The following is an 18,108-nucleotide window of genomic DNA, read 5'->3' as shown; positions in this document are numbered from 1 at the left end:
CTTCAAAAATCCTTATAATTAAACTATAATAACTATATGATAAGCACTAAAATGTTAAAAATAAGTATTTTAAACATTGATCAATTAAAATATAGCATAGTTATTGCTGTTTTAATACTCATAACATTGATAAGTTGCAAAGATAAAAATGTAACATACGATAAAAGAATAAAAAAAATACTTGATAATAACAAAATTGAATACAGAATAGATAAAGAAAATGACTTTATTGTATCAAAAATCATCAATGACACAAAAACAGAAATGATAGTCAGATCAAAACTAAATTCATATCAAAATTCAAAAACAAGAGAAATATTTGGAATTGTCGAAATATTCGATGTCAATTCAAACAAAATTCAAGAAATATCAGAATCTCTAATGAGTGATAGCTACAATAACCGAGTTTTAGGATCATGGGAAATCATTCATGATCCTGAAAGGGGAAATAATTCTTTAGTATATATTGTCAAAGCTGAAGAAAATGCAAAAGAAACTTTTCTACTCGACGCTCTTGAAGAAGTCGCAGCAACAATATCCATCTTTAAAAAGGTAATAAAGGGTAATGACATAGAAGTCAATACTAAAAATATATCTAATGAAATTGATAATGATACCTTACAAAATGAAGAAAAAATGAAAGACCATGCAGAAGAAGAGCTTCAAAAAATAAAAGCCGAGTAACTATTCTACGTTTAAAGAATTAACATCAAAATTAAATTTCACCCTGTCACCTACCTTAATTTTAAATTTAGAAAAAGAACCTTCCGGAACCTCAAGAGCATACTTGACCTTATACCTAGAATTTACAACCCTTTGTGAAAAAGGAACTAAACTGTAAATTTCCTTAATAACACCTACAGAATTAATATAAGCAATCTCAAGTGGTACAGAGGTATCTTTCATCCAAAAAGATAAATTCTTCTCTTCTTTAAAAATAAAAAGCATACCATTATTTTCATTTATACTCTCAGTTCCCATATACCCTTTAGATCTAGTAATTTCATCAAGCGCAAGCTTAACAAAAAACTTAGTATCATTAATAATAATTTCTTTATCATATACATGATTGGTACACGATATATAAAAAATTAATGCAAAAAGAGCTCTCAGGATCAACGCTCCTTATTAACATAAGACTTTAATGTCATCCTTAAAATATTACTATTCAAAGCAATAATAGAATCACCAATATCCCAAACATAATTGAAAGGAGTTACAACAGTAGCATCGCCAAATTTTTCCCTGACACTAAGAATAATAGAATATTGAGAAATCAACTTTCTATCAAAAACAAAAGTATATGAATAAAGCCTATCGTTATCAAAACTAAAGTAAGCATACCTTATAGGGGCTTTACCTTTAAATTTTAAAATTTGTGTTTTAGCATAAGGAAATTCAACTTCTTCAATATCAGAATACAAAATAGAAGTTTGACGAACATTATCCTCAACAAATTTAACATTCTCTCCAATCTTAAAAGATAAAAAAACAGAAAACAAGTAAAAAACTGTAATTCCCATATGACTTCATCCTTAGAAAAAAAGAATGTAAACAAAAAGCAAAACTATTAAAAAACTCGCAAATAAATAAAGCATAACACTAACATTAAATCCAAAACAGAATCTCGACTTTAAAAAATCATTATTAGTTTTGGATCCCTTAAATCTTGATCTCTGTCTCATTCTAAAAGTACGCTCTTGAGACTGTTCTTCGAAAGGACTATAACTACATTTTGGACAACCATTCTCAAATGCAGAAATAATACCTACATATCCACAATTTGGACATTCAAGATCGCCTAGTTTAGAGTGACAATTTAAACACACAGACTTATTAAGTTCAACCTTTCCCCCACAATGTTCACAAAAAACCTCAAAATTGACTTTTTTCAAACTATAATCCTTTAAACACAATACTTAAAAAGTGTATATATTAATTATCATATAAAATATATTAATATATTTAAATAGGAAGACTAAAATGAAATCAGGATTTGTATCAATTATAGGTAGACCTTCAACAGGGAAATCTACACTTTTAAATTCAATATGTAAACACCAAATATCAATTATTTCATCCATACCACAAACAACTAGAAACAAAATTAAAGGAATATTTACAGATAAAAGAGGTCAAATTATTTTCATAGATACACCGGGATTTCATCTAAGTAAAAAGCAATTCAATATAGCACTGATGCATAACGTACATTCTGCAATTAAAGAAACAGAATTAATTCTTTATGTAATTGACATTCAAGATAAACCTGGCATTGAAGAGAATGAAATATTAACAATTATCATTAAATCCAAAATTAATTTCTTAGTAGTCATCAACAAAATTGATATTCAAAAAACAAAAGAAAGAGAAATAATGATATTTTTAGAAGAAAAAGGAATAAAAAAAGACAATATTATAAAAATCTCTGCTGAACAAAAAATCAATATTGAAAAAATTAAAGATAAGATTTATGAAAATCTCCAAGAAGGACCTCTTTATTATCCAGAAGAATATTATACAGATCAAGAAATGAACTTAAGAATTAGCGAAATAATTAGAGGCGTAACGATTAAAAAACTCAAAGAAGAACTACCATATTCTTTATATATAGAGATCGAAATCTTAGAAGATAGAAAAAATAAACTTTTTATCAAAGCAAGTATTATTGTAGCCGTAGAGAGTCAAAAAGGCATAATAGTCGGCAAAGGAGGCAAAGGAATAAAAATAATTGGAGAAGAAGCAAGAAAGATAATATCAGAAATATTTGAAAAAAAATGTGATTTATTCTTACAAGTAAAATTAAGAAAAAATTGGAACAAAAACTCTAAACTAATTAAAAATTTAATCAATTAACACAACAACATCTTAAAACATCTCTTTAAAATCTTGAAACAAAAAACATAGAATGCTAAAATTAAGTTTTCAATAGGGGTAATATTTATGAAAACAGCACACTGGGCAGATTTCTATGCAAAAAAAATCATAGAAGAAAAAGGTGAAAAGGAACAATACACAGTTGCATCAGGCATTACTCCATCAGGCACTGTGCATATTGGAAACTTTAGAGAAGTAATTTCCGTTGACCTTGTAGCAAGAGCATTAAAAGATGCAAACAAAAATGTAAGATTTATATACTCATGGGATAACTATGATGTATTTAGAAAAGTACCTAAGAACATGCCCGATCAAGAATTACTGACAACTCATTTAAGACAAGCAATCACAAGGGTTCCTGACACCAAAACTAATCAATCAAGCTATGCAAGAGCAAACGAAGTGGAATTCGAAAAATATCTACCTATTGTAGGTATTAAGCCAGAATTTATAAATCAAAGTCTAAAATATATGTCAAGTGATTACTCGAATCAAATTAAGTTTGCACTAGATCATAAAGATGAAATAGCAAAAGTCCTTAATCAATATAGAACAACAAAACTTGCTGACAACTGGTACCCTATTAGCATTTTTTGCACCAAATGCGACAGAGATACTACAACAGTAAAAAACTATAATCATTGCTATTCCATTGAATACCATTGCGAATGCGGTAATAAGGAATCACTCGATTTAAGAAAAACATGGGCTGCAAAACTTCCATGGAGAATCGACTGGCCAATGCGATGGAAATACGAAAACGTCGATTTTGAACCTGCTGGAAAAGATCATCATAGTAGTGGAGGAAGTTTTGACACCTCAATAGAAATTGTAAAAATTTTTGGAGGAACTCCGCCCATAACATTTCAGTATGATTTTATATCAATCAAAGGACGTGGAGGAAAAATATCTTCATCATCTGGAGATGTCGTGTCATTAAAAGATGTCCTTGAAATATATACTCCTGAAGTTACAAGATTCTTATTTGCATCAACAAAACCCAACACAGAATTTTCAATATCATTCGATCTTGATGTAATAAAGATTTATGAAGATTATGATAAATTTGAAAGAGTATATTATGGAATTGACGATATTAAAGAAAATAAAAAAGAAGCTTTTAAAAGAATTTACGAACTCTCTCAACCAAAAGCACCAGATAAAGAAATTCCATATCAAATTGGTTTTAGACATTTGAGTGTAATTTGTCAAATTTTTGAAGGGGACAAAGATAAAATTTTTAAACTTTTAAATGATGTAAAAGAAAACCAAAAAGAAAAACTTATAAACAAAATTGAGTGTTGCACTAACTGGATCAAAAAATTTGCACCTGAAGAATTTAAGTTTTCACTAAGAACCACATTCGATGACACTGAACCCTTAAAGAATAGCAACAAACAAGGAGTAACACAATTACTAGATTTTTTAAAAAAAGATTTTAACAATATAACTGAAAAAGAAATTCAAGATGAAATTTATAATATCGCAAGAAGCAATAACATTGAACCCCCATTATTCTTTAAACAAATTTACAATATATTAATTAATAAAGACAAAGGACCGAAATTAGCAGGATTTATTAAAGCAATTGGTATTCAAAAATTTGAGGAAATTGTAAAACACTATATTTAGATTTAATAATAAATGACTTATAAATAAAATAAAAAGAGATTATTAATTTAAACAATCTCTTTTTATCAATAGTATTTTATAACTTCTTTATTTTTTCTTTCCTTGATTAGCAACAAATTCCATAGCCGCTTTAATCTTATCCTCGTCACCTAAGTAGTAATGTTTAATAGGTCTTAAATCTCTATCAAGTTCATAAACTAAAGGAATACCAGTAGGAATATTAAGCTTTAAAATATCATCATCACTCATATTATCAAGATATTTAACAAGAGCTCTTAAAGAATTTCCATGAGCAGCAATAATAACCTTTTTTCCCTCAATAATAGCTCTAGCAATTTTATCTGTCCAATACGGTATAACTCTTGCAACAGTATCCTTCAAACATTCCGTTGAAGGAAGTTCACTCTTAGGAATCCCTCTATATCTCAAGTCATGAATTGGATGACGTTTATCAGACTCTTCTAAAGGCATAGGAGGAATATCATAACTACGTCTCCACATTAAAACCTTATCCTCTCCATATTTTTCAGCTGTTTCAGCCTTATTTAACCCTTGTAAAGCTCCATAATGCCTTTCATTGAGTCGCCAAGATTTTTCTACATCAATATAAGATTGACCTAACTCATGCAAAATAATATTTAAAGTATCATTAGCTCTTACCAATACCGAGCTAAAAGCAATATCAAAAGAATAGCCTTCTTGTTTAAGAACTCTACCGCCCTCTAAAGCTTCAGAAATACCCTTCTCAGAAAGCTTAACATCAGTCCAGCCTGTAAAAAGATTTTCTTTATTCCATTCACTCTCACCATGACGCACTAAAACTAATTTATACATAAAATCTCCTAAGAAATGTTTTTATTACTTTAATAACAGTTTATCAATTATAAATTAACACAAAATCTAACTAATGTTAATACTCAAAAATTCTCTCACAACCATCAATACAATAAGTTATTAAAAGATTTTACTAAAAATTTAACACTATTGATTATATTATTCTTAATGATATAATTTACCCTACAAGTCTATAAGTAAATCTATATGATTAAGGATAATACATAATGGAAGAACAAAAAAAGCTAGTTTCACAATACGCAATTGATCATTATGTAAAAAGCAACATGCACCTTGGAATTGGAACAGGAACAACGGTTTTTTATGCAATTAAATATTTAAGCGAAAAAATAAAATCTGGGGACTTAAAAAACTTAAAACTTTATCCAACAAGTAGTAATACAAAATATTTACTTGCAAGAGAAAATATTACATATGAGTCCAAATTTACAAAACTCAGCAAAAATATAGACATAACAATTGACGGAGCTGATGAAATTTTATTAGAAACAAAAGCCCTAATAAAGGGTGGTGGAGCAGCTCATCTAATGGAAAAAATAGTGGCATATAATTCTCATCAATTACTGATTATTGCAGATGAAACAAAAATTGTACAAACTTTAGGAACAAGAACATCTGTACCAATTGAAATTATTCCAGATGCTCTTGCATTTATTACAACAAACCTTGAAAACATGAACTTTAATCCTGTTTTAAGGACTTGTAAGTCTAAAGCAGGACCAATAATAACTGATAATAATAACTACATCTTAGATGTAAAAATGAATATCGAAAATCCTAAAGGAGCTGAAAAATACTTTAAATTACTCCCAGGAATACTTGAAATTGGTATTTTTAATCATCAAAACACTAAGATCATATACTATCAAAATGGACAGATTAAAGAAACTTAAAATTCACTTTAAAAGAATTGCTAACTAAATATTCTCTAATCAACCGAAGATAAAAATCCAATTTAAATCTTTCATGTCCATTCAAGTAAAGAATATCATTGCTAAAAACAAATCCTTTACTTAATCTCAAAAGATAATTAATAAAATTACAAAAATCTTCCTGATTATATATAAACCTACGCTTCAAAACAGAAACCTCAAGACCCTTCTTAGTCCCAAGATTTGTAATAAAATGACAAATAAAAAAATCTAAATCACTTAAAATCTCAAAAGCTGCTGTAGATTTCCCACCACCTAAAAAATTATCATCCATCTTAATTACAGCCTTAAGACCATCACCTTTGGAAATAACAAGCAAACTAACAGAATTTACTCCAAGACCCAAATATGGTTTAAGCTCCCAATATCGCAAATTATGTTTACTCTCATGCCCCCTTAAAGCAAAATTTGAAATCTCATAATTCATATAGCCATTAGATTCCAAAAAATCAAAAGCATAAAACCAAAAATCTTCAGCCTTAGCCTCATTATAATTGAAAGAAACATCTTTAAAAATATCAATAATACAATTTTCCTCATCAACTAGAATTTCTGAAAGACAAATATGTTCAGGAGCACATGCAATTAACTTTATTAAATCATTTCTAAGATGCATTTTTTCTTGATAAGGAATATTAATATTTAAGTCAATATTCAAATCAAAATCAAATTTACGAATACCATTTACTGCGTTATTTATTTCAGCTAAAGATATCTCATAAACACCCATCACTTTTAAAAAGTTTGAAGAAAAACTCTTTATATCAATACTAATCCTACTAACAGAAAAATCATTTAAAATTGCTAAAAGTGAAGGTGTAATCTCTAAAGGATGTAATTCAAAGGTAAATTCATCCAATGTAAGAAAATCAAAATTTTGAGATAGAGAAGTTAAAAATGATTCTAAATCAGAATCATTACCAAGCCCTAAGGTTTCGTATTTAATATAAAGAGTCTTAATTTGTGGAGATCCCAAAACCTTTAAATAATAAGACAATTCTTGCAATATTTTATCAAAAAAAACATAACTAAAACACTTGGTGAGATCAATATAAATACTTAAATCCGTTAAACGCAAAAAATTCACTACTTTATAAACAGCCTTTAAAAAATTTAAGTTTAATTATAATATATATAATGATAGCATCAATTATAATGAATTTAAATAACTTCAATATAACACGAAAAATAAAAACAAGAGGTTTGAATGTCTAAAGACTATTACAACATACTTGGAATACACAAAAACGCTACAACAGAAGAAATCAAAAAAGCCTATAAAAAATTAGCCATAAAATATCACCCTGACAAAAATAAAGGAAACAAATTTGCCGAAGAAAAATTTAAAGAAATAAATGAGGCTTATGAAATTCTCTCATCTCCTCAAAAAAAAGCCAATTATGATAATTTTGGAAGTGCAAATTTTAATAATAATTTCAACACAGAGGGATTTAGTAAAGGATTTAAGGATACTGCCTTTCATAATTTTAAAAGCTTCGATTTATTCTCTGATATTTTTGGAGGAACTACAAAAGGCACACTTAAAGATACAGAGATAACTATTAAAATTTCACTATATGACGCTTATATGGGAGGTAAAAAAGCAATATTAATAAACAACGAAAAAATTGACATTAATATTCCAAAGGGAACAATTGAGACTACTAAATTAAAGTTTAATGAAAAGGGAAGCATAAATCCAATTTCCGGGAAAAGAAGTAACTTAATTATCAAATTTGAAATATCAAGTTATAAAAATTTTACTTTAAAAGAACGAAATTTAGAAACAAAAATTAATGTATATCCATGGGAAATAGCTTTGGGTAGTGAAAAAGTCTTTGAAACAATTGAAGGTAAAAAAATAAAGATAAAAATTCCAAAAGATACAAAAAATGAAGAAATACTAAGTTTAAAAGGTCTTGGCATGCCTGCACTTGGCAATACCAGCAAAGGGGATCTCAGAGTTAAACTAATAGTAAATGTTCCTAAAATCATTAACGATGAAGTAAAAAAAATATATGAACGACTAAAAGAAATATATAATTAGAAATTTTAAACAAATAAATGCTCAAAATTTTTCAAGCTTTTCTCCCAATCAAGCTTAAAATCATTAAGCCTGTTTATTTTAAGTTCATATTCCTTAATTCCATCTTCAATATTATTAAAATTTTTATTAACATCTACTGAAAATTGAATAATATCACCTTGACGAGGAGAAAGACTAAAGAAAGTAAACTTCCAACCCCCAGAATTTATAATAGATATTATCCTTTTCTGAAAAACACAATCTGATACTAAAACAAGTTTCTGAAACTCTTTTCTACGAAAATAAATAAACTCATTCCACTCATTAAAAATAGCACCTGGCAATTCATCTATACCAATCTCAATAATATTACTTATAGACAAAAGGATATTAAGAGTTTCTAATAAATTCAAATAATAACTCTCAAAACACTGAATAGTAATATCTAATAAAGAAATTTTAACAAGCAACTTAGATATATCAAGACTATGATCTTTCATAATTTTTGATATTCTTTCTTTTGCATATTCTATAACAAATTTTTTATGTGTATCTTTAATATACTCACTTACCTTAACCTGCTCCACCTTTTCACAATACTCATCAATTTTCTTATTGATCAAATCCAGACTATTATTATTAGCCTCATTAGAAAAAAAATCAATCGTATTTGCCAATCTTTCCAAAAACTCTTCTTTAATAAAAAAAGTGGCAATTTTGATGCAAGAGTATGGGGTTTTATTTTTTCTATCAAATTCCTCAATCTTTTTCTTAAGATCTACCCTAAAATTCAAATATCTAAGTTTATCTAAAAATTTATTAAAAGTATCTTCATTACTTAAAAGTACATCATATTCTAAATTTAGAAATTCTGATGACGGATAATATTTTTTTATCAAATTTTTAATAGTGACCAAAGCATCACAAAATATTTTCTTATTAAGATTTAAACTATCATTTAACTTTGAAGAAGTACTAACAACTCTAGCAATATCTTTATAAACTTTATCTAAAAAAACAATCTTACTTTTAAGCAAATTAGCATCATTAATAAGACTTGACTGTTCCTTATAAGAATAATAATTTATTAAACTATATCTAAAAATACTAAAATTTAAATGTTTTTGAAAATCAAAAAACCTATAAAACCCTAATGAACCAAAATCAAGAAACTTCATATCATAATATTATAACAAAACATCTATTTAATTTTTTTATAACAACTTAAAAGAATAGGAGAAGCTATAAAAATTGAAGAATAAGTACCAACAACAACACCTACCATAAATATTAGAGAAAAATCTTTAATAGCTCCCTCAGTAAACACATAAATAGAGAGTACAGCAACAAATGTCGTCATAGATGTCAAAATAGTTCTTGATAAAGTTTGCTTAATACTTACATTTAAAATATTTACAAATAAAGTATCTGTCATATTCCTAGAATTTTCCCTAATTCTATCAAAAATAATTATCGTGTCATTTAAAGAATACCCAATAATTGTCAATATAGAAACGATTATTGAACTATTTATTTCTATCCTAAATATCCCTAAAAAAGCAACTACAAAAAGTATATCATGTATCGTTGCAAATATTGATGCAACAGCATAACTCAACCTAAATCTCAACGCCACATAAAATAAAATAAGTGTAAATGTTAAACAAACCAATAACATTGATTTTGTCCTTAAAATAGATGAAAAATTTGAATCAATAAAATAAGAATCAAGAATTTCAACATTAGCACCAAATTCAGTATTCAATTTATCAATTAATGTACTGTGAATCTCTTTTTTTAAAGCATAATCAGTAATGTCTGACTTCACTATAATAGAGAACTGACTCTTAGAATCATCACTTGAAATAATTTTATTAACATCAAATGTTTTATAAACTGAAGAGAGTATTCTTTGTATATCATAATCTTTAATACCTGATTTATCTATTACAAAATTAATATTAACTCCTGAAGAAAAGTCTATTCCCCAATTATAACCACCATGATACATAAAAGTATAAATAAAGCCTGATAAGATCATACAAAAACTAACTATAATAACTTTATTTCCATATTTTAAAAAATTAAACACCTTTTGCATAATTTGAACTCCAAGAGATACTTAAACATTTGCTTTTACTAAAAGACATAATAAATTCCAAAATAAACCTTGAAAAGATTAAACTACTAAAAAGTGATGCTACAATCCCTATAGACAAAGTCCAAGCAAAACCTTGAATAGTCCCGGTTCCAAGAAGAGTTAAAAAAAGCACAGCAATAAATGTTGTAATATTTGAATCCATTATTGCCCAAAAAGCTTTTTTAAATCCATCATCAAATGCTCTCTCAAATTTTCGACCATTTCTAATCTCTTCCTTAATCCGCTCATAAATAATTATGTTAATATCAACAGCCATACCCATTGTCAATACAAGACCTGCAATACTTGTAAGAGTCAAAGTAAAGTTAAATGCTGACAAAATTGCCAATATTAAAAATAAATTATAAATAACCAATGAAAAACCCGCTACAAAACCACTTATCTTGTAATATGCCAACATAAATAAGAAAACCAAAACAAGCGCAAGAAGAGATGCTTTTATTCCAAGTTTAACTGTTTTCTCTCCAATAGTAGGTCCAATAATTCTTAAATCATCTATCTTTATTTCAACTGGAAAAGCTGCTGTTTTAAAAACAAGTGCAAGCTCACTAGCTTCGCGCTTATCAAAAGAATCTCCCTGAATTGAAACATTTCCACCAGCAATAGCATGACTAATATTAGCCACTGATTTAATTTTTCCTTCCATAACTACAGCTAAAGCCTTACCAATATTTTTTTTGGTAAATTCAAAAAATTTTTCACTTCCCTCATTATCTAGATTAAATGTAACCATATCTCTACCTGTTTTGTGATCGTTTAACAACCCAGCATCACTAATATGAGAACCATCAAACGAACTCTCAACACTAGAATCAACAACATAATAACGAACTGTAGATTCATCATCAATACCATAAGAATCCTTAACATACCAAGGAAAAATTTCCTTATTATCTCCAAGTCCCATGCTATTTTTAATATCAGAAATTGAGTAAAGAGGTCCGGCTTCTAGTATTTTAGTATTAAGAACAGAAGTAGTCTCATTATCAACCACATAAAAGATCAAATTTCCTCTACCACTTAAAAGAGAATCAACACGCTTCTCATCCATTTCTCCTGGAACATCTAAAAAAATCTTATTTCCACTTGCTTCTCTCGTAATCTTAGGTTCTGTAAGCCCAAAGGTGTCTACTCTCTCTTTAAGTATTTGCATTGTACGTTCAAAAGCTTCTTCCTTTTCTTGAAAACTCAAAGTTTTTCCCAATTTTTGTTCAAGACCTGAGTAATCAAGAGAAATAGTAACACTCATTCCTCCAGACAAATCAAGTCCAAGTTGTATTATTCTGTTTTTATTCCTCTTTATCTCTTCATAATACCTATAAATTTCAAGACTAAGTTCTTCAATATCAGAATCTGTTAAAAAACCATCTCTTAAGACTTTGACATTATCAAAAGATTTGGGAAACTCTTTTCCATAAATCTTATAATTATTTTGAGCAATTGGAATTAAATACTTCAAATCATCTGGAATTTGAGCATTAGGATTCTTTTGATACAACTTTTTAAGTTCAATAAGTGAACTCAATGCCTTATTTTTAGAATAATCCCTTAAAGCCTCTTTTGAATATGAACTAATTTTTTTATCCTCATCGTTAGTAAAAAAATACCATTTTAGAGTAGGAAATATTAAAAGATAAGCAAATGATGTCACACATAGTATTAATATAAATTTAGAGACTTTATTCATAAATAACACCCTTATTACATTAATTTAACTTAAATATCATGCTAAATGAACATTCAAATTAATATTATATATTAAATCGCTTCTAACGCCTTAATTTTTATCTTTAATTTCATCAAGAATAATTCTTTCAACTGAAGTTTTTATAAACCTTACCTCTGAAGTTGGACTAAGTTCAAGCACAACTTCAGAATCATTAACCTTTTTAACAATCCCAAAAATCCCACCTATAGTTAAGACCTTATCACCCTTTTTAAGGTTTTTGATCATATCCTTTTTTTTCTTCTCTTCTTTACGCTGAGGCGATATTACTAAAAACCAAAATATAGCAATTACGGGAATAAAAACCAATAAACTCCTAAAAAAACTACTGCTATGGCTAAAATCTTGCAATAAAAACATAAAATTTCCTAACTTTTAAACATAAGTAACTTTTATACTAGCAATATTACCTGGATAAATTACCCCAAAGAGGAGCTCAAGCTCCTCTCTTTTACTATAACTAGATTTGCTAATCTTATTATACCTGTCAATTAAGTACTCAATAAGAGTATCATCATTTTTATAAATAGCCTTGCTAAAAGCACTTCTATAAAACCCAAGCTCGCAAAGCTCCTCTACACTCTTATCTTTATGCTGAATTAAAAGCTCTTTATCTACTATAGCCTTAGAACCATCATAACCTATACAAAAGACAAACTCATTTTCACTCAAATCTAGCTCCTTAGTGCAATAAACATCCTAATCAAGGAGAAATTTGTGTAAAACTAATTTACATCATTCCCATTCCAGGATCCATAGGATACCCGCCACCAGTATTACTCTTTTCTTCTTTAACTTCAGTAATAGCACACTCTGTTGTCAAGAGCAATCCTGCAATTGAAGCCGCATTTTGAAGAGCACTTCTTGTAACCTTAGCAGGGTCAATTATACCACTCTCAATCATATTTACCCATTTAAAACTAGCTGCATCAAAACCAAGTCCTTTTTTGTCAGTTTTAATCTGATGAATATAAATAGAACTCTCAAATCCAGCATTAGCAATTATTTGTCTCATTGGTTCTTCAAGACTTCTCTTCACGATCTCAAAACCTTGCTTCTCTTCATAGCTAAGTTTACTTGTATCAACTGTATCAAGATACATAGCAACTTCAATAAGAGTTGACCCACCACCAGGAACAACACCTTCTTCAACAGCAGCACGAGTTGCAGATAAAGCATCCTCAACCCTATGTTTTTTCTCTTTAAGTTCCAGCTCAGTAACAGCACCAACATTAATAACGGCAACTCCACCAACAAGTTTTGCAAGACGTTCTTGGAGTTTTTCTTTATCATATTCAGAACTTGTCTCTTCAATTTGTTTTTTAATAAGCTCTGCACGCTCTTTGATTTGCTCTTTATTTCCAGTATTAATAATTGTAGTATTATCTTTATCAACTTTTACTGATTTAGCCTGACCAAGCTGCTCAAGTTCAACATTCTCAAGAGTAAGTCCCAATTCTTCACTAACAAACACTCCTCCAGTAAGTATTGCAATGTCTTCAAGCATTGCCTTACGTCTGTCACCAAATCCAGGAGCTTTAATTGCACAAACCTTTAAAGCCCCACGAACACTATTTAGAACAAGTGCAGCAAGAGCATCACCCTCAATATCTTCAGCAATAATTAACAAAGGCTTATTTGTATTTAAAACTTTTTCTAGAACTGGCAAAAGTTCTTTAATCGTACTAATCTTCTTCTCACATATTAAGATATAGGCATCATCAAAGCTTACACTCATATTTTCTTTATTTGTAGAAAAATAAGGAGATAAATATCCTCTATCAAATTGCATGCCCTCAACATAAGAGATTGTAGTATCAAAAGTCTTTGACTCCTCAACAGTAATAACTCCATCTTTACCAACTCTGTCCATTGCTTCAGCAATTTTTTCACCTATGGAAGTATCATTGTTTGCAGAAATAGATGCTACCTGCGCAATTTCTTCCTTAGTAGTGATTTTTTTAGCTGATTTACGAATTTTCTCAGAAGCTAAAGCCACAGCATGCTCTATCCCTTTTTTTATTCCAATTGGATTAATTCCAGAAGAAACATTCTTAAGGCCCTCTCTTGCAATTGCATAAGCAAGTACAGTAGCAGTAGTAGTTCCATCCCCAGCTAGATCATTTGTTTTAATTGCAACTTCTTTTAAAAGTTGTGCTCCCATATTTTCAAGAGCATTATCAAGCTCAATTTCACGAGCAACACTCACTCCATCTTTTGTAACAGTAGGAGACCCAAATTTTTTATCAATTAAAACATTTCTCCCCTTAGGACCAAGGGTTACTTTCACAGCATTTGATAATTTTTCAATACCGCTTAGTAAACTTTTTCTAGCATCTTCATTAAAATATATGTCCTTAGCCATAAATTTGACTCCTTTTAAGCATAAAATTTAAAGTTAAATTAAATATCACATTATAAAGTTAGTATGAACTTCATACATATCACTATAAAAATATAAATTTTTTTTACTCATTAATCAAGACAAAATAACATAAAAATCAAGAAACCTCTTTGCAGCAATTTACTGTAAAATCAATACCAGTTATACTAATCTAATATATACTTATGTAAAGATTTTTTATGATGTTTAGAAAATTTAGAAATTCAAGGACTTATATTGTTATCATTTCAATAACTGCATTTGCTGAGAGTAAGTTATATTCCATTTTATCAAATACCAAATATTTAATTGAAAACAAAAATCTCAGCTATAAGATACATTGGACATTCCCAACATATTTTTTTGAAATTTTAAAATTAAATCCAGAATTAAATGAATGGTTCTTTAACAGACTCAAAAATAATGAAGATATTTATATTCCAAGTACATACAGCGGCAGTCCCCATGAATACATGTTACATGATGAAATACACGTAGATCTATACTGGGCTTTAAAAAACCCATTTAAAAGTGGATATAAAGACTTATTTAAGGATAATCCACATACATTTTACGTATACAACATGGAAAAATTAAGAAAGAGAGTACTTGCACTATATAGAAAGCTTAATTTTAACTATATAGAAGGAATAAGAATTGCAAAAAATAATAAAAAATATTTAGTTTTCTATAAAAATAACTGTCAATTTTTGTCAGAAATTCAAAAACCTGAAACACAAAAACAAAATATTGATACGCTTATTTACTTTTATGAAATTAAAGATATCTATAACAATCAAGAATTAAAGAACTTTTTACTATCTTTAAAAGAACTAGATGCAAACTTTTACAGTATTAAAATACAAAATTTAGAAGGCAAAAAAATAAACACAGAGCTCTTAGAAATCCCAGAATTTAACTCATTAAAAGAACAAGCAATAATACTACAATTTCAAAACAAAAGATTAAAAGAATATCAAATAAATGAAATTTCTTTAAAAGAATTTTTAGTTAATAAAAATTTTGAATATCATTCGACTAATCTAGAACCTATTACAAGTAAAAATATTGAATATAACATGGAAGGCAATTTTACACTATCTCATGAAAAATACCATGTAAAATTTGAAGAAGGCAAACTAAATAAAATCAAATATAAAGAGAGAAAAGCTGAATTTTTAGATTCTTGCAGAACTTACATTAAGATCTTATCACAAAAAGATATAATTATAGAACCAACTATTGAAAGTTCATTTTCATTTTCAAATGAAAAAATTGTAGGAATTAGACAATACTTAAATTTCAATACAAAAGAAAAATCAATAATTGATTTTTTCCTAGACGAAAACCTTGCAAGCTTTTTTATATCGATTAAAATAGCATGGCCTTCTGTTATAACTTGTAATAATAAAAGCCTAAAACTCAGTAACACAAATTATTTACTTGAATATTCAAGTCTAGAGATACCCATTTTCGAAGTTGAGAAAGGAACAAACTTAAAAATTACCGCAAAATACAATGATTTTGATACTTATGAAAAAATTATTGAAACAAAAAAAGACATAAAAGGATACATTAATGGCACAGAATTCTTAATATCTAAAGGAAACGATCAAAACAGTAATTTTTTCATAAGTTTTTTAAATATCGAAAAACATATTATATATACGATTAATTATAAAATCGCAAAAAGAGGTTTTAAGAGATGGTTTATTTTAAATATAGGGGGATCTTACAATACAATAAAAGCTGAAGATTTGAAAAATTATTCTTTGAGTTTAAATTTGCTATTACTCCCAATTAATAACAATTTCGATAATAAAATCAAGATAAACTCAAAAATAAAAACCTTACTTTTTTACCCAAATATAAAAAAAAATGAAAATAAATAGCTATCAGTAGCAAAATATTAATAAACCGTTATAAAATTATTTCTATAAGGACATTAAAGTACTTAATCTTAAATAATAAAGGGTATTATATATGAACAACAATACAATAGAGGTACATTCCACTTTAGAAAAAGTCGGAATTACTAATGACCCTATCTTGCTAAAATCATTAACAACAGAGTTGGGCATGAAAGCCTCACATTCAAGAAATAGAATCATTCTACACATTGCCTCAAATCCAAAAGAGTATTTTACAGCAAAAGAGATTTACAATAAATTAATAAAAGAAATACCAAGTTTATCAAAAGCAACAGTGTATAATACATTAAACATTTTAAAAGAACGTAATATTCTTAAAGATATAAAAACAACCGATCAAAAAGAAACAAGATTCTATCTAAGTTTGACTTCTACAATAGCTCACTTTAAATGCAACAAATGCAATCAAGTTTATCCCATCCAACTTGATGACATTAAAGATATTCTGAAAGACAAACTTGGAGAAGAATGGAAAACCAAATCCATTGAAATTATTTACTCAGGATCATGTAATAATTGTTATCAACAATCTAAAAAAGAAAAATCTAATATTGATTATGAAAATAATTAAAGGAAAGCAATATATGAATATAAAAAACACAATTTTTATCTTGATATTCTTACTTCTTTTAATAGTAGTAGGACCAAGAATAAAATTTAGAAATGAATTTGAAGAAACTAAAATTCCCAATAAACTTGGAGAAATTGATCAATACTTACTAATTGAAGAATCCAAATTCAATCTAGAAGCAAATACAAAAAAAGAAATCATATGGAACGGGGATCAAAAAAGAACAGAATACGCAGTAATATATATTCACGGATTTGGAGCATCTAAAAATGAGATTTATCCTATCCCAAATAACATAGCAAAAGCATTAAACGCAAATATCTTCTTTACAAGACTCAAAGGACACGGAATTAACGACAAAAACGCATTTAAAGACGTCAAAACTAAAGACTGGTTAAGAGATATTGATGAAGCCATTCAAATTGGACAATCAATAGGAGAAAAATTAATACTCATTGGAACCTCAAATGGTGGAGCTTGTGCTATTTGGGCATTAAAAAACTACCCAGACAAAATATATTCTGCCTTTTTAATATCACCTAATATTTATCCTAAAGACAAAAGAACAAGTTTAATTTACTATCCTTGGGGACGTCAAATTGCTTACCTTATAACAGGTGGATATAATGAACTTGAAATAAGACAAAATAAAAAAATAGAACATGAAGAGGTCACACCATTCCATTCACCAATACGACAAGTCGATTCAATAATTGCAATGATGGGTCTTGTTAAATTAATTAATAATAATGGTTTCAATGAGATAAAAACTCCGCTAACAATAGCTTATTCCCCAAATGACCCTACAGTAGATTCTCAAACAATAAATAAATTCATAAGTGAATATGGAGGATATAAAAAAACAATACCAATGATCCTTGTTGAAAGAATTCACTCTCATGTTCCTGCAGGAAATCATAGTTACAGGAGTGCTCAAAATACATCTTATTTAACAAAACATGCAGTTGATTTTATTAAAAATATAAAAAGCAAGTGATATACAAAAGTATACAC

At 28.0% G+C, this 18,108-nt stretch carries 19 protein-coding genes; 8 read left to right on the top strand and 11 right to left on the bottom strand.

What is annotated here, in order from left to right; genetic code table 11:
• Window positions 1–51 precede the first annotated feature (51 nt).
• Window positions 52–684, top strand: a complete 633-nt coding sequence (locus tag bpSLO_RS03350) for a hypothetical protein (protein ID WP_025375652.1) — start codon at window positions 52–54, stop codon at window positions 682–684.
• Here the strand turns inward: bpSLO_RS03350 and bpSLO_RS03345 are convergent, their stop codons facing one another.
• Genes bpSLO_RS03345 through bpSLO_RS08085 form a run of 3 tightly spaced genes read right to left on the bottom strand, consistent with a single transcriptional unit; the run spans window position 685 to window position 1,895 of the window.
• Window positions 685–1,119: a DUF192 domain-containing protein gene (locus bpSLO_RS03345; protein WP_025407334.1), complete on the bottom strand. Its 435-nt coding sequence runs from the start codon at window positions 1,117–1,119 to the stop codon at window positions 685–687.
• Window positions 1,116–1,523, bottom strand: coding sequence for a hypothetical protein (locus bpSLO_RS03340; RefSeq protein WP_025407335.1), 408 nt, complete (start codon window positions 1,521–1,523; stop codon window positions 1,116–1,118). Before bpSLO_RS03340 ends, bpSLO_RS03345 begins: the two co-directional genes overlap by 4 nt.
• 12 nt (window positions 1,524–1,535) lie before the next feature.
• A complete protein-coding gene (locus tag bpSLO_RS08085) occupies window positions 1,536–1,895 on the bottom strand; it encodes a hypothetical protein (RefSeq protein ID WP_025375649.1) in 360 nt (119 codons plus the stop codon).
• A gap of 88 nt (window positions 1,896–1,983) precedes the next feature.
• Here bpSLO_RS08085 and era point away from each other — a divergent pair, with 88 nt between their 5' ends.
• Together era and lysS are read left to right on the top strand one after the other, a co-directional pair.
• The gene (gene era / locus bpSLO_RS03335) at window positions 1,984–2,856 is read left to right on the top strand and encodes a GTPase Era (RefSeq protein WP_025375648.1); all 873 of its coding nucleotides are present in this window, start codon (window positions 1,984–1,986) and stop codon (window positions 2,854–2,856) included.
• Between the two features lie 87 nt (window positions 2,857–2,943).
• Entirely contained in the window at window positions 2,944–4,509 is a 1,566-nt protein-coding gene (gene lysS, locus bpSLO_RS03330; RefSeq protein WP_025375647.1) for a lysine--tRNA ligase, read from the top strand.
• Window positions 4,510–4,596: 87 nt separating this feature from the next.
• Here lysS and gpmA read toward each other — a convergent pair whose 3' ends face one another.
• Window positions 4,597–5,343, bottom strand: coding sequence for a 2,3-diphosphoglycerate-dependent phosphoglycerate mutase (gene gpmA, locus bpSLO_RS03325; protein WP_025407336.1), 747 nt, complete (start codon window positions 5,341–5,343; stop codon window positions 4,597–4,599).
• Window positions 5,344–5,570: 227 nt separating this feature from the next.
• On the opposite strand from gpmA, the gene rpiA reads away from it, so the two are divergent.
• Entirely contained in the window at window positions 5,571–6,257 is a 687-nt protein-coding gene (gene rpiA / locus bpSLO_RS03320) for a ribose 5-phosphate isomerase A (RefSeq protein WP_025407337.1), read from the top strand.
• Here the strand turns inward: rpiA and psgB are convergent.
• Window positions 6,244–7,383, bottom strand: coding sequence for a HemN-related non-iron pseudo-SAM protein PsgB (gene psgB, locus bpSLO_RS03315; RefSeq protein WP_025375645.1), 1,140 nt, complete (start codon window positions 7,381–7,383; stop codon window positions 6,244–6,246). The genes rpiA and psgB overlap by 14 nt on opposite strands.
• Before the next feature lie 120 nt (window positions 7,384–7,503).
• Between psgB and bpSLO_RS03310 the strand changes: the two genes are divergently transcribed.
• Entirely contained in the window at window positions 7,504–8,343 is an 840-nt protein-coding gene (locus bpSLO_RS03310) for a DnaJ domain-containing protein (RefSeq protein WP_025375644.1), read from the top strand.
• 5 nt (window positions 8,344–8,348) lie between these two features.
• Here the strand turns inward: bpSLO_RS03310 and bpSLO_RS03305 are convergent, their stop codons facing one another.
• The 6 genes from bpSLO_RS03305 to groL all read right to left on the bottom strand — a co-directional run bounded on the left by bpSLO_RS03305 (window position 8,349) and on the right by groL (window position 14,574).
• Window positions 8,349–9,500 (bottom strand): hypothetical protein, encoded by a 1,152-nt coding sequence (locus bpSLO_RS03305; RefSeq protein WP_025375643.1) that lies wholly within the window; start codon window positions 9,498–9,500, stop codon window positions 8,349–8,351.
• A 23-nt stretch (window positions 9,501–9,523) separates the two neighbouring features.
• Window positions 9,524–10,423, bottom strand: a complete 900-nt coding sequence (secF, locus tag bpSLO_RS03300; protein WP_025375642.1) for a protein translocase subunit SecF — start codon at window positions 10,421–10,423, stop codon at window positions 9,524–9,526.
• Complete coding sequence (gene secD / locus bpSLO_RS03295) at window positions 10,407–12,170, bottom strand: protein translocase subunit SecD (RefSeq protein ID WP_025375641.1); 1,764 nt, start codon at window positions 12,168–12,170, stop codon at window positions 10,407–10,409. The genes secF and secD overlap by 17 nt, the downstream gene beginning before the upstream one ends.
• 90 nt (window positions 12,171–12,260) lie before the next feature.
• Complete coding sequence (gene yajC / locus bpSLO_RS03290; RefSeq protein WP_025375640.1) at window positions 12,261–12,569, bottom strand: preprotein translocase subunit YajC; 309 nt, start codon at window positions 12,567–12,569, stop codon at window positions 12,261–12,263.
• Window positions 12,570–12,584: 15 nt separating this feature from the next.
• On the bottom strand, window positions 12,585–12,881 hold the full coding sequence (locus bpSLO_RS03285; RefSeq protein ID WP_025375639.1) for a hypothetical protein: 297 nt from the start codon (window positions 12,879–12,881) through the stop codon (window positions 12,585–12,587).
• A 58-nt stretch (window positions 12,882–12,939) separates the two neighbouring features.
• Window positions 12,940–14,574, bottom strand: a complete 1,635-nt coding sequence (groL, locus tag bpSLO_RS03280; protein WP_025375638.1) for a chaperonin GroEL — start codon at window positions 14,572–14,574, stop codon at window positions 12,940–12,942.
• 221 nt (window positions 14,575–14,795) lie between these two features.
• On the opposite strand from groL, the gene bpSLO_RS03275 reads away from it, so the two are divergent.
• The 3 genes from bpSLO_RS03275 (at window position 14,796) to bpSLO_RS03265 (ending at window position 18,091) form a co-directional block, all read left to right on the top strand.
• Window positions 14,796–16,484, top strand: coding sequence for a hypothetical protein (locus bpSLO_RS03275; protein WP_025375637.1), 1,689 nt, complete (start codon window positions 14,796–14,798; stop codon window positions 16,482–16,484).
• A gap of 91 nt (window positions 16,485–16,575) precedes the next feature.
• Window positions 16,576–17,094, top strand: a complete 519-nt coding sequence (locus bpSLO_RS03270; RefSeq protein WP_011772582.1) for a transcriptional repressor — start codon at window positions 16,576–16,578, stop codon at window positions 17,092–17,094.
• Between the two features lie 13 nt (window positions 17,095–17,107).
• Window positions 17,108–18,091, top strand: a complete 984-nt coding sequence (locus bpSLO_RS03265) for an alpha/beta hydrolase (RefSeq protein ID WP_025375636.1) — start codon at window positions 17,108–17,110, stop codon at window positions 18,089–18,091.
• The last annotated feature ends 17 nt before the right edge of the window (window positions 18,092–18,108 follow it).

Origin of the sequence: Borrelia parkeri, assembly GCF_023035815.1 — a bacterium.
Lineage (GTDB): Bacteria > Spirochaetota > Spirochaetia > Borreliales > Borreliaceae > Borrelia > Borrelia parkeri.
The sequence above is the reverse complement of the archived record's forward strand: the minus strand, read 5'-3'. Positions and strand labels throughout refer to the sequence as shown.